The organism is Mycobacterium sp. NAZ190054 (assembly GCF_001545925.1).
Taxonomy (GTDB): Bacteria; Actinomycetota; Actinomycetes; order Mycobacteriales; family Mycobacteriaceae; genus Mycobacterium.
In genome coordinates this window covers 1-12,177 of sequence record NZ_LMVQ01000098.1, presented here as the reverse complement: position 1 = coordinate 12,177, position 12,177 = coordinate 1, and the positions used below count along the sequence as shown (strand labels likewise).

Annotated in this window: 12 protein-coding genes and 1 pseudogene; 7 read left to right on the top strand and 6 right to left on the bottom strand. The window is 70.1% G+C overall.

Translation table 11 applies throughout. The features are described from left to right. The 7 genes and pseudogenes from ASJ79_RS33770 to rfbA form a co-directional block, all read left to right on the top strand. A pseudogene (locus ASJ79_RS33770) lies at positions 1 to 464 on the top strand (hypothetical protein); the annotation flags it as partial. Between the two features lie 74 nt (positions 465 to 538). Continuing rightward, on the top strand, positions 539 to 1,879 hold the full coding sequence (locus ASJ79_RS08875) for a UDP-glucose/GDP-mannose dehydrogenase family protein (protein WP_067954341.1): 1,341 nt from the start codon (positions 539 to 541) through the stop codon (positions 1,877 to 1,879). Positions 1,880 to 1,888: 9 nt separating this feature from the next. Continuing rightward, positions 1,889 to 2,212, top strand: coding sequence for a DUF1330 domain-containing protein (locus ASJ79_RS08870; RefSeq protein WP_067954340.1), 324 nt, complete (start codon positions 1,889 to 1,891; stop codon positions 2,210 to 2,212). Further along, positions 2,212 to 3,546, top strand: a complete 1,335-nt coding sequence (locus ASJ79_RS08865) for a cytochrome P450 (protein WP_067954339.1) — start codon at positions 2,212 to 2,214, stop codon at positions 3,544 to 3,546. Before ASJ79_RS08870 ends, ASJ79_RS08865 begins: the two co-directional genes overlap by 1 nt. 2 nt (positions 3,547 to 3,548) lie before the next feature. After that, a complete protein-coding gene (locus ASJ79_RS08860) occupies positions 3,549 to 4,295 on the top strand; it encodes a maleylpyruvate isomerase family mycothiol-dependent enzyme (protein ID WP_067954338.1) in 747 nt (248 codons plus the stop codon). An 18-nt stretch (positions 4,296 to 4,313) separates the two neighbouring features. Beyond that, entirely contained in the window at positions 4,314 to 4,682 is a 369-nt protein-coding gene (locus ASJ79_RS08855; protein ID WP_067954345.1) for a nuclear transport factor 2 family protein, read from the top strand. Continuing rightward, positions 4,682 to 5,545 (top strand): glucose-1-phosphate thymidylyltransferase RfbA, encoded by an 864-nt coding sequence (rfbA, locus tag ASJ79_RS08850; RefSeq protein WP_067954337.1) that lies wholly within the window; start codon positions 4,682 to 4,684, stop codon positions 5,543 to 5,545. Before ASJ79_RS08855 ends, rfbA begins: the two co-directional genes overlap by 1 nt. 106 nt (positions 5,546 to 5,651) lie before the next feature. Here the strand turns inward: rfbA and ASJ79_RS08845 are convergent, their stop codons facing one another. The 6 genes from ASJ79_RS08845 to ASJ79_RS08820 all read right to left on the bottom strand — a co-directional run. After that, positions 5,652 to 7,760, bottom strand: a complete 2,109-nt coding sequence (locus tag ASJ79_RS08845) for a xanthine dehydrogenase family protein molybdopterin-binding subunit (protein WP_067954336.1) — start codon at positions 7,758 to 7,760, stop codon at positions 5,652 to 5,654. Beyond that, positions 7,757 to 8,749, bottom strand: coding sequence for a xanthine dehydrogenase family protein subunit M (locus tag ASJ79_RS08840; RefSeq protein WP_067954335.1), 993 nt, complete (start codon positions 8,747 to 8,749; stop codon positions 7,757 to 7,759). The genes ASJ79_RS08845 and ASJ79_RS08840 overlap by 4 nt, the downstream gene beginning before the upstream one ends. Beyond that, entirely contained in the window at positions 8,746 to 9,267 is a 522-nt protein-coding gene (locus ASJ79_RS08835) for a 2Fe-2S iron-sulfur cluster-binding protein (protein ID WP_067954344.1), read from the bottom strand. Before ASJ79_RS08835 ends, ASJ79_RS08840 begins: the two co-directional genes overlap by 4 nt. Then, positions 9,264 to 10,544, bottom strand: a complete 1,281-nt coding sequence (locus ASJ79_RS08830; protein WP_067954334.1) for a YibE/F family protein — start codon at positions 10,542 to 10,544, stop codon at positions 9,264 to 9,266. Before ASJ79_RS08830 ends, ASJ79_RS08835 begins: the two co-directional genes overlap by 4 nt. A 21-nt stretch (positions 10,545 to 10,565) precedes the next feature. Next, a complete protein-coding gene (locus ASJ79_RS08825) occupies positions 10,566 to 11,861 on the bottom strand; it encodes a pyridoxal phosphate-dependent aminotransferase (RefSeq protein ID WP_197420136.1) in 1,296 nt (431 codons plus the stop codon). A 36-nt stretch (positions 11,862 to 11,897) separates the two neighbouring features. Then, a partial coding sequence (locus ASJ79_RS08820; RefSeq protein ID WP_156448345.1) for a hypothetical protein occupies positions 11,898 to 12,177 on the bottom strand: 280 nt, incomplete at its 5' end.

The following is a 12,177-nucleotide window of genomic DNA, read 5'->3' as shown; positions in this document are numbered from 1 at the left end:
ACTGCCCCAGGTGCTCGCCCAAGGTCTGGCGCAGGCGGGGCAGAGCTCTGCACCGGAGACCCCGGACGTGCCGGACACCGCGGAGCGCGAAGAGCGCAGCACCGAGCAGGCCCCGGACGCGCGACGCCGACGACGACAAGCCGGACAACCCGTGGCGGCCGCCGTGGCAGGACGACGACGATGACGACACGCCGAGGCCGACGCTGCCCACGCAGACCGTCCAGCCCACGCGGCCCCAGCCGACGGTTCCCACCGTGCCTCAGGTGCCCCAGTGGCCGGGCAGCGGCTCGGGCGGCGACAACTCCGGCCGCGGCGGCGACTCCGGCCGCGGCGGCGGCGATTCCGGTCGCGGCTCGGATTCGGGCTCGTCGCGCGGTGGCGGTTCCGGGAGCGGCGTCCCGGGTGACGTCAACGGCGACGGCTGCTTCCTGGTGTTCTGCGCTCCCGGTGGAGGCCGCAACTAGTTCGTCACCCGCCGTTGGCCTGACGCTCAGAGTGGCGTAGCGGCGGGCTCACCCCGGCTGCCTATACAGGCGGTATGCGGTGCACCGTCTTCGGGACCGGCTATCTCGGCGCGACCCACGCCGCGGGCATGGCCGAACTCGGTCATGACGTTCTCGGCGTGGACGTCGACGCGGGCAAGGTGGCGAAACTCTCCGGCGGAGAGGTGCCGTTCTACGAGCCCGGACTGCGAGACATGTTGCGGCGCAACCTCGATACCGGCCGGTTGCGCTTCACCACCGATTACGCCGAGGCGGCGGCCTTCGCCGACGTGCACTTTCTCGGCGTCGGGACACCGCAGAAGAAGGGCGAGTACGGCGCCGACCTGCGACACGTGTACGCCGTGATCGACACCCTGGTGCCCCAGCTGACCCGGTCCACGGTCATCGTGGGCAAGTCGACGGTGCCGGTGGGCACCGCCGCAGACCTCAGTGAGCGTGCCGCGGGCCTCGCTCCGGAGGGCGTCACCGTCGAGGTGGCGTGGAATCCGGAGTTCCTGCGGGAGGGGTTCGCCGTTGCGGACACCCTGCACCCCGACCGCATTGTGTTTGGGGTGCAAAGGGATTCACGGCGGGCCGAGCAGGTGGGGCGGGACATGTACGCTCCCCTGCTCGCCGCCGGGGTGCCGTTCCTGGTCACCGACCTGCAGACCGCCGAGCTGGTCAAGGTGTCGGCCAACGCCTTCCTGGCCACCAAGATCAGCTTCATCAACGCGATCTCGGAGGTCTGCGAGGCCGCCGGCGCCGACGTCACGCTGCTGGCCGACGCGCTGGGCCACGACGCCCGGATCGGCCGCCGGTTCCTCAACGCGGGGCTCGGTTTCGGCGGCGGATGTCTGCCCAAGGACATCCGGGCGTTCATGGCCCGCGCCGGCGAGCTCGGCGCCAACCACGCGCTGACGTTCCTGCGGGAGGTCGACAGCATCAACATGCGCCGCCGCACCCGGATGGTGGAACTGGCCACCAAGGCCTGCGGAGGCTCCCTGCTGGGCGCCAACGTGGCCGTCCTGGGCGCGGCGTTCAAACCCGAATCCGACGACGTGCGGGACTCACCGGCGCTCAACGTCGCCGGGATGCTGCAACTCAACGGTGCCACCGTCAACGTCTACGACCCGCAGGCGATCGAGAACTCGCGCCGGCTGTTTCCCACGCTGAACTACTCGACGACGGTCGTGGAGGCCTGCGAACGCGCCGACGCGGTGCTGGTGCTCACCGAGTGGGCTGAGTTCGTCGACCTCGATCCGGCGGCGCTCGGAGATACCGTCCGCGCGAAAGTCGTTGTGGACGGCCGCAACTGCCTCGACGTGCCGAGGTGGCAAAAAGCCGGATGGCGGGTGTTCGCGCTGGGCCGCTTCGGCGGGGAACCCGCCGCGGCGTAGCGTCGGCGCATGCCCGTCTATGCGCTCAACCTGTTCGACATCGCCGACCGCGACGAATACCTCGCCTACTCGAAACGCTCCCCGGCCGAGGTGGCCAGGCACGGCGGCCGCGTCGTCGCGCTCGGCCGGTTCCAGGAGTCCGTCACCGGCGACATCGAGCCGCGCAAGGTGCTGATCCTCGTCGAGTGGGAATCGCGGGCCGCGTTCGACAGCTACCGCGACGACCCCGAACTGGCCGACCTGCACGCGCACCGGGAGAACGGCTCGTCGTCCTACATCTGGCACCTGTTCGACCGGTTGGACGATCTGCGGCCCCTGCTTAAGCTGAGCTGATGTCGGCCGATCTTCTGCAGCAACGCATCCGGTGGCTGGCCCTGCACGGCGTGATCCGCGGACTGTCGAAGGTGGGGGCGCGTCGCGGCGGAGACCCGCAGGCCCGGCTGATCGCCGACCCCGCGGTGCGCGCCGACCCCGCCGCGTTCGCCGACGAACTCCGGGAGCGTGGACCGGTGATCCGCTGCCGCGCGGTGCTGATGACCGTCGACCACGCCGCGGCCAACGAGATCCTTCGCTCCGACGACTTCCGGGTGTCCTCGCTCGGCGCGGGTCTGCCCAAACCGCTGCAGTGGGTCAACCGCAAGACCCACCCCGGCCTGCTGCACCCGATCGAGCCGCCGTCGCTGCTGTCGATCGAACCGCCCGACCACACCCGCTGCCGCAAGCTGGTGTCCTCGGTGTTCACCACCCGGGCCGTCGCGGCACTGCGCGACCGCGTCCAGCAGACCGCCGACGCACTGCTCGACGACCTCGAACGCGAATCCGGGGTGGTCGACGTCGTCGATCGGTACTGCTCGCAGCTGCCGGTCGCCGTGATCAGCGACATCCTCGGCGTCCCGGAGCGGGACCGCGAGCACATCTTGCACTTCGGTGAACTCGGCGCGCCCAGCCTCGACATCGGACTGTCGTGGCGGCAGTACACCCAGGTGCACGAGGGCATCGTCGGCTTCAACGAATGGCTCGGCGGCCACCTCGACCAGCTGCGCCGCAACCCCGGCGACGACCTGATGAGCCAGCTGATCCAGGCCAGTCAGGCCGCCGACGAGGCCCACCGGTTGTCGGACCGCGAGATGCAGGCCACCGCGGGCCTGGTGCTGGCGGCCGGGTTCGAGACCACGGTGAACCTGCTGGGCAACGGCATCCGGATGCTGCTGGACACCCCCGGGCACCTGGAGACGCTGGCCGCGCGCCCCGAGCTGTGGCCGAACGCGGTCGAGGAGATCCTGCGGCTCGACTCACCGGTGCAGATGAGTGCCCGCTTCGCCCGCACCGACGTCACCGTCGGCGGCACCGACATCAAGCGTGGCGAGCTCGTCGTGATCCACCTGGCCGGGGCCAACCGGGACCCGAAGGTGTTCACCGACCCGCACCGCTTCGACATCGAACGCGACAACGCCGGCCGGCACCTGTCGTTCTCGGGCGGCAGGCACTTCTGCCTGGGCGCGGCGCTGGCCCGCGCCGAGGGCGAAGTCGGACTCCGCACCTTCTTCGAGCGCTTCCCGGAGGCCCGGCTGGCGGGCCGGGGCAGCCGCCGCGACACCAGGGTGCTGCGCGGGTGGTCAACCTTGCCGATCACGCTTGGAAAGACGCGCGCCACGCTAGGTTCGTAAAGGTGGACTTCCGAGCAGCCCTGCTCGAGCAGACTCGAGCCTTCGGTGACCTGATCCGATCCGCAGACCCGGCGACGCCGGTGCCCACGTGCGGGGAGTGGACGCTCAAACAGCTCTACCGCCACGTGGGGCGCGGAAACCGTTGGTCTGCACAGATCATCAGTGAACGGCGCAACCAGCCACTGGACCCGCGTGAGGTGCGAGACGGCAGACCGCCCGACGATCCCGACGCCGCCGCCGAGTGGTTCCAGCAGGGCGCCCAGCTGGTCATCGACGCCGTCGACCACGTCGGCGCCGACGCCCGGGTGTGGACCTTCGTCGGGCCCCGGCCCGCGGGCTGGTGGATCCGCAGACGCGTGCACGAGGTGGCGGTGCACCGCGCCGACGCGGCGCTGGCGCTCGGCACCGAGTTCGAGCTGCCCGCCGAGTTCGCCGCCGACTGCCTCAGCGAGTGGATCGAACTGGCCACCGTCGACAGAAGGCATCCGCCGGCCCTGGACCTGGGCCAGTCGATTCACCTGCACGCCACCGAGGAGAAGCTGGGGCCGACGGGGGAGTGGACCATCGCCCACGACGAGGACGGCCTGTCGTGGTCGCACAGCCACAGCAAGAGCAGCGTGGCGCTGCGCGGTCCCGTCAACGGGCTCCTGCTGGCGACCGTGCGGCGCAAGTCGGCCGCCGACGCCGGACTGGAGATGCACGGGGACGCCGCCGTCTGGGACGGGTGGCTGGAGCGCACCCCGTTCTGAGTGGGTACCTTCGCGATCATGACCACTTCGGAGATGGCCACCGTCCTCGCCTGGCATGACGCGCTGAACGCCGCCGACCTCGACACCCTGCTGGAACTCTCCAGCGACGACATCGAGATCGGCCACGCCGGCGGCGCCGCGCAAGGGCATGCCGCGCTGCGGGAGTGGGCGCAGGCGCTCGACGGCAGGATCGAGCCCGGCCGCATCTACATCCGGGACGGCGTGGTCGTCGTCGAGCAGCGGACGGTCGCGGTGACGGGTGAGGAGGGAACGACGGCGTCGGCCTTCCGGGTGGTGCACGACCACGTCACGTCGGTGTTCCGGCACCCGGACCTCGCGTCCGCGCTCGCGGCGACCGAGATGACCGAAGCGGATCTGACCGGCTGATGCGCGGCATCATCCTGGCCGGCGGATCGGGCACCCGGCTGTACCCGATCACGATGGGCGTCAGCAAGCAACTGGTACCCGTGTACGACAAGCCGCTGATCTACTACCCGTTGTCCACGCTGATGATGGCCGGCATCCGCGACATCCTGGTCATCACCACGGCGCAGGATGCCCCGTCGTTTCACCGGCTGCTCGGCGACGGCTCTGATTTCGGCATCGACCTGACCTACGCGGTGCAGGACGAACCCGACGGTCTGGCGCAGGCGTTCGTCATCGGCGCGTCGCACATCGGCACCGAATCGGTGGCATTGGTGTTGGGGGACAACATCTTCTACGGCCCCGGCCTGGGCACCAGCCTGCAGCGTTTCCAGAACGTCGACGGCGGCGCGATCTTCGCCTACTGGGTGTCCAACCCGTCGGCGTACGGGGTGGTGGAGTTCGCCGACGACGGCACCGCGCTGTCGCTGGAGGAGAAACCGGCCACGCCGAAGTCGCATTACGCGGTGCCGGGGTTGTACTTCTACGACAACGACGTCGTCGAGATCGCGCGCGGGCTGCGGAAATCGGCGCGCGGCGAGTACGAGATCACCGAGGTCAACCAGACCTACCTCAATCAGGGCAGGCTCAATGTCGAGACGCTGGCCCGGGGTACGGCGTGGCTGGACACCGGGACGTTCGACTCGTTGCTGGACGCCAGCGATTTCGTCCGCACCATCGAGCGCAGGCAGGGTCTGAAGATCAGCGTGCCCGAGGAGGTCGCGTGGCGGGTCGGCTTCATCGACGACGACACACTGGAGGCCCGGGCGAAGACGCTGCTCAAGTCCGGTTACGGCGCCTATCTGATGGAGTTGCTGCAGCGCTGAACGGCGCCGGGGTGGCAGCCGACGAATTTTGCACGTCATCATTTGTTGACGGCGTCATCGTTTGTTGACGAGTAAAAGTCGAAAGGTGCCCTCCCGGCGCGCCGAGTCAGCGCGCCCCGAAACCGGCCAGCACCTTGTCCAGCGTGACGGGCAGATCCCGCACCCGGACCCCGGTCGCGTTGTAGACGGCGTTGACGACCGCCGCGGCGGACCCGACGATGCCGATCTCCCCGGCGCCGCGCGACCCCATCGGGTTGAAGTGCTCGTCGACCTCGTCCAGCCACAGCGCGTCGATGTTCGGCACATCGGCGTGCGTGCTGATGTGATAGGTCGCCAGGTCCTGGGTCACGACGTGCCCGAACCGCGGATCGCGCACGCTCTCCTCGTGCAACGCCATCGACAGCCCCATCGTCATGCCCCCGATCAGCTGGGAGCGCAGCGTGCGGGCGTTGATCGCCCGTCCCACCGAGAACACCCCGAGCATGCGCGGCACCCGGATCTCCCCGGTGTCCCGGTTGGCGTGCGCCTCGACAAAGTGGGCGCCGAAGGACTGCACGGTGAACTTGTCCGCGTCGGGGTGCTCGGCGGATTCGGCGGTGGTGCTCGCCCCGACTGGTGGCGGGTCACCGTGGTCGCGACGGAACTGCCGCGCCGCGGCGACGATCGCCGACCCCCACGACGTGATGCCCGAGGAGCCGCCCGCCACCGACGCCGGCGGCAGGTCGGTGTCACCGATCTGCAGGTCGACCGCCGACAGGTCGCAGCCCAGCGCGTCGGCGGCGATCTGCGACAGCGTCGTCCACGTCCCGGTGCCGATGTCGGCCGCGCCGATGTGCACCTCGTAGCGCCCCTCGGCGGTATAGCTGACGCGGGCCGCGTTGCCCGGCATCGCCATCCCCGGATAGGTCGCCGATGCGACGCCCACGCCCGTGAACCAGTCGCCGGTGACGCTGCTGCCCGGCCGCGGATTGCGGGATGCCCATCCGAAGCGCTCGGCGCCGAGCCGCAGGCACTCGATCAGGTGCCGGCCCGACCACGGGTTACCGGTCTCGGGATCGGTTTCGGGATCGTTGCGGATCCGCAGCTCGATCGGATCCAGGCCCACCGCCTCCGCCAGTTCGTCCATCGCGACCTCGGCGGCGAACGTGCCCGGGCACTCGCCCGGCGCCCGCATCCAGAACGGGACCGGGACGTCCAGCGCGGCCAGCCGGTGCGACGTCCGGCGGTTCGGCGACGCGTACATCTTGCGTGACGTGACCGCCGTCTGCTCCGCGAACTCCTTGACCGCAGCGGTCTGTTCGACGACGTCGTGGGCGAGCGCGGTCAGGTGACCGTCCCGGTCCGCGGCCAGCCGCAGCCGCTGGATCGTCGGCGTCCGGTACCCGACGAGCGAGAACATCTGTTGGCGGGTCAGCGCCAGCTTCACCGCCCGTCCACCCGCGCGCCGCGCCGCGAGCAGCAGCAGCACGTTGTGGGCGTGTGGCGCACCCTTGGACCCGAAGCCGCCGCCGACGTGCGGTGCCACCACCCGCAACTGCCCGGGTTCCAGGCCGAACAGCGGCGCCAGCGTCTTGCGCACCACGTGCACGCCCTGGGTGGAGTCGTACAGCGTCACCGACGGAGCGCCGTCCCGGGTGTCCCACTGCGCGATGCAGGCGTGCGGTTCCATCGGGTTGTTGTGCTCGATCGGTGTCGTATAGGTCTGGTCGACGGTGAACTCCGCGGCGGCCAGCGCCGCGTCGACGTCACCTTCGTCGGTGTCGGCGGGGTACGACGGGTTCACCGACTCCGGGGTGTAGAGGCCGGGGTGATCGGCGCGCAGCTCCACGTCATGAGGATCGTCGATGTACTCGACAGCCACCAATGCGGCTGCCTCCCTGGCGGTCTCGGCGGTCTCGGCCACCACGCCGCCGATGATCTGACCGCGGAAGTGCACCCGCATGTCCTGCAGGATCGCCAGCTCGCCGTCGGAGGAGTCGGCCAGCTCGGGCGCGTCGAACACCGTCAACACATCGTGGACGCCGTCGACGGCGCGGGCCGCGGCGGTGTCCATCGCGAGTACCCGTCCGCGAGCGACGGTGGCCTGCACCGGATGCAGATACGCCGGTGCGTCCACAGGCTGTTCGAACGCGTACGCGGCGGTGCCGGTGACCTTCGCGCGGCCGTCCCGGCGTGCCACGGGCGCACCGATGGACCGCGGTTCGAGGATCGTCACCGCCGCCCCCGCTCGGTCAGCATCCGCAGCTGCGCGATCAGCGTGCGGTGCGCCAGCTCCACCTTGAACTCGTTGCCCGGCAACGGTTCCGCGGCGGCCAGCTCGGCGTCCGCGGCCGCGGTGAACACGTCGTCGGAGGCCACCGCGCCCACCAGCATCTCTTCGGCGTGGCGGGCTCGCCAGGGTTTGTGGGCGACACCGCCCAGCGCGATCCGCGCGGTGGCGATCGCCTCGCCGACGAAACTGAGCTCGGCCGCGACCGACACCAACGCGAAGGCGAACGCCGCGCGGTCACGCACCTTGCGATAGTCGGACACGGCATTCGGCGGCGGCGGTGGAAGTTCGACCGCGGTGACCAGATCGCCGTGGGAAAGCACGGTGTCGCGGTGCGGCTCGTCGCCGGGGAGGCGGTGGAAGTCGGTGGCCGGGATGCGGCGCCGGCCGTCGCTGCCCTCGACCACGACCTGTGCGTCCAGCGCACTCATCGCGACCGCCATGTCCGAGGGGTGCGTGGCCACACAGTTCGGCGACGCACCGAGGATGGCGTGGTAGCGGACGTAGCCGCCGATCGCCGAGCAGCCGCTGCCGGGCACCCGTTTGTTGCACGGCGTGGTGACGTCCTGGAAGTACACACACCTGGTGCGCTGCAACAGGTTTCCTGCGGTGGTCGCCGAGTTGCGCAGCTGCCCGGACGCCGCGGAGAGCAGCGCGCGGGCCAGCATCGGGTAGTGCGAACGGATCACCGGGTGCGCGGCGAGGTCGCTGTTGCGCACGTTGGCGCCGATGCTGACCCCGCCGTCGTCGTGGACCGTGACCTCGGTGAGGTCGAGACGGCTGACGTCGACGAGCAGGTCTGGTTCTGCCACACCGAGTTTCATGTGATCGACGAGGTTGGTGCCGCCGGCCAGGTAGGCCGCGGCCGGGTGTCCGGTCAGCGTGGCCACCGCGTCGGCGGGGCTGGTGGCGACGTGGTAGTCGAACGGCTTCACCGGTCCGCCGCCTTCCCGATCGCGGCGACGATGTTCGGATACGCCGCGCAGCGGCACAGGTTGCCGCTCATCCGCTCCCGGATCTCGGCGTCGGTGAGGTCGGGGGCCCCTTCTAGGTCGTCGCTGACGAAGCTCGGCGCGCCGGCCTTGACCTCGTCGAGCATCCCGACCGCCGAACAGATCTGGCCGGGGGTGCAGTACCCGCACTGGAACGCGTCCTCCTCGTGGAAGGCCTGCGCCACCGGGTGGAGGTCGTCGCCGCTGCCCAGTCCCGCCGCGGTGGTGACGCGCGTCCCGTCGGCGGCGACGGCGAACGTCAGGCAGCTGACCACCCGGCGTCCGTCGACGAGGACGGTGCACGAGCCGCACTGCCCGTGGTCGCAGCCCTTCTTCGGCGCCGTCGCCCCGAGTCTCTCCCGGAGCAGATCCAACAGCGTCACGCGGTGGTCGACGGTCAACGTGGTCTGGCGGCCGTCGACCTCCAGGGTCACGTCCGAGGTGTGCTGGGGCCGGCTCACGGACGCCCGGGTACCCGGGGCATCGGGCACCAAACGCCGCTCAGGCCGTGTCGCGGCCGGGGCGTCGCCAGCAGCGCCGCGATGCCGGTGGTCAACGGCACCGACAACGCCAACGCGATCCCGCCGACCGCCGAGCGGGCGACCTCGATGGCCACGCTCTCGCTGATCAGCACGTCGCCCAGCGAGCGGTTGGCGACGCTGAACAACAGCAGCAGCGGCAGGGCGCTGCCCGCGTAGGCCAGCACCAGCGTGTAGACCGTGGACGCGATGTGGTCGCGGCCGACCCGCATCGCCCCGACGAAGACCTCGCGGCGGCCCGCCCCGGTGCCGAGCGCGGCCAGTTCGAAGGCCGTGGACGCCTGGGTCACGGTCACGTCGTTGAGCACGCCGAGAGAGCCGATGATGAAGCCGGCCAGCAGCAGCCCGGTGATCGACACGTTGCCCAGATATGCCGCGACCTCGTTGTTCTGGTCCTCCGAGAGCCCGGTCAGATGCGCCAGTTCGATTGCCGCCCAGGACAGGACCGCGGCCAGCAGCAGCGACGCCAGTGTTCCCAGCAGCGCCGCGCTGGTGCGCAGGCTGACCCCGTGGGCCAGGTAGATGACCGCGTACAGGATCGCGGCCGAGGAGACCAGCGCCACCGGTACGGCCGGGGCGCCGTCGCGCAGCGCGGGCAGCAGGAACATGACCAGCACGCCGAAGGCGATCACGATGCCGACCAGCGCGCGCAGCCCGCGCCAGCGGGCCACGGCCACGATCACGATCGCGAACACCGCCGCCAGCGCGGTCAACGGCCACGTGCGCTCGTAGTCGTAGAACGCGTAGGTGGTGCTGCCGGTGTCGTCGACCTGCCTGCTGATGCGGATGTCCTCCCCGACGGTCAGGACGGGCTGCCCCGGGCCGCCGCTGAACTCCAGCATCGTGTTGGCGCCGCGGTTGGGTCCGGAATCGATGGCCACCAGCGCCTGCACGCAGGCCGCGCGTTCACCCTCGGCCGGAACCGGGTCCGATGTCAGCACCGCCCCGACCGACGGACTGCCGCACACCGCGGCGCTGGTGGACAACACATGCCCGGTCTCGGTGGTGACCGCGCCACCTGCGGCGTTCTGGAACGGCAGCGGGATGTCGGCCTTCTCGCCGCTCGGCCACAACAGGGCGGCGCCGATCAGCACCGTCACCCCGATCACGATGAGCAGACCGACCACCATCCTGGCCGCCAGTGGACCCAGTGGTGACGGGCCGCTCAGCGAATGCGAGTGCGAATGAGAATGCGCCACCCGCCCAGCCTAGATCGGCCGCTACTGCCGATAGCTGACCAGGAAGTTTCCCAGCCGCTCGATGGCGTTGGCCAGGTCGCGCGCCCACGGCAGCGTCACGATGCGCAGGTGATCCGGTGTGGGCCAATTGAATCCGGTGCCCTGGACAACGAGGATCTTCTCCTGCAGCAGCAGGTCGAGCACCAGTTGCTCGTCGTCGACGATGTCGTACACCTCGGGGTCCAGGCGCGGGAACGCGTACAGCGCACCCTGCGGCTTCACGCAGGACACCCCGGGGATCTCGTTGAGCTTCTCCCATGCCACATCGCGCTGTTCGAGCAGCCGGCCGCCGGGCAGCACCAGGTCCTCGATGCTCTGGTGGCCGCCGAGAGCGACTTGAATCGCGTGCTGCGCAGGGACATTCGGGCAGAGCCGCATGTTGGCCAGCAGGCTGATGCCTTCGATGAAGCTGGTCGCGTGCTCCTTCGGGCCGGTGATCACCAGCCAGCCGGACCGGTACCCGGCCACGCGGTAGGCCTTCGACAGGCCGTTGAACGTCAGCGTCAGAACGTCGGGCGCGACCGAAGCCATCGAGATGTGCTCGGCGTCGTCGTAGAGGATCTTGTCGTAGATCTCGTCGGCCAGCAGCAGCAGTTGGTGTTCACGCGCCAGATCTGCGATCCGCTCCAGGGTTTCGCGGCTGTACACCGCGCCGGTGGGATTGTTCGGGTTGATCACCACGATCGCCTTGGTGCGGTCGGTGATCTTCGATTCGATGTCGGCGACGTCGGGATTCCAGCCCTGGGTCTCGTCGCACAGGTAGTGCACCGGGGTGCCGCCGGCCAACGACGTGCACGCCGTCCACAGCGGGTAGTCCGGTGCCGGGATCAGCACCTGGTCGCCGTTGTCGAGCAGGGCCTGCAGCGTCATCTGAATCAGTTCCGACGCGCCGTTGCCGAGGTAGACGTCGTCGATGTCGAACCGCGGGAAGCCCTCGACCAGTTCGTAGCGCGTGAACACCGCGCGCCGGGCGCTGACGATGCCCTTGGAATCGGAGTACCCCTGCGCGTACGGCAGCGCGGCGATGATGTCGCGCATGATCACGTCGGGGGCCTCGAACCCGAACGGAGCGGGGTTGCCGATGTTCAGCTTGAGGATGCGGTGGCCCTCGGCCTCCAGTCGCGAGGCGTGCTCGTGTACCGGGCCGCGGATCTCGTAGAGGACGTCCTGCAGCTTGCTCGACTGCGTGAACTCACGCTGGCGCGCGTGCTGGCCACTGGCCGTGTGCCACGGCGCCTGATGGGTACTCACGACGATCAGTCTCCCACGGTTGTCCAAGTCAATTTCTGTGCCGGAAACACCGTGGCAGCTGGATTATCGCCGGCCCGGGCGGCGGGCGCCCTTGGCGATGCCGAGGCCCTTCACCGGGGGTTCGTCACCCACGACGCGCGCGTCGCCGTCGCTCGAACCATTCGACGACGGCGCCTCCTGCTGGGGCTCCGGCTCGGCGGGGGCCTCCGGCTCGGGCTCGGGCGCGAAGAAGGCGCCGGCCAAGCCCGCGTCGCCGAACGAGGGTGCGGGAACCGTCGTCCAGCCGCCCAACGTCGATCCGGACCGGGCCGAGGCCGGCACCGAAGCGCCCGACACCGCCGAT

Bases quoted from the DNA above. Each gene is read 5' to 3' on its own strand.
- ASJ79_RS08875 (WP_067954341.1), top strand. From the start codon at position 539: ATGCGGTGCACCGTCTTCGGGACCGGCTATCTCGGCGCGACCCACGCC.
- ASJ79_RS08870 (WP_067954340.1), top strand. From the start codon at position 1,889: ATGCCCGTCTATGCGCTCAACCTGTTCGACATCGCCGACCGCGACGAA.
- ASJ79_RS08865 (WP_067954339.1), top strand. From the start codon at position 2,212: ATGTCGGCCGATCTTCTGCAGCAACGCATCCGGTGGCTGGCCCTGCAC.
- ASJ79_RS08855 (WP_067954345.1), top strand. From the start codon at position 4,314: ATGACCACTTCGGAGATGGCCACCGTCCTCGCCTGGCATGACGCGCTG.
- rfbA (WP_067954337.1), top strand. From the start codon at position 4,682: ATGCGCGGCATCATCCTGGCCGGCGGATCGGGCACCCGGCTGTACCCG.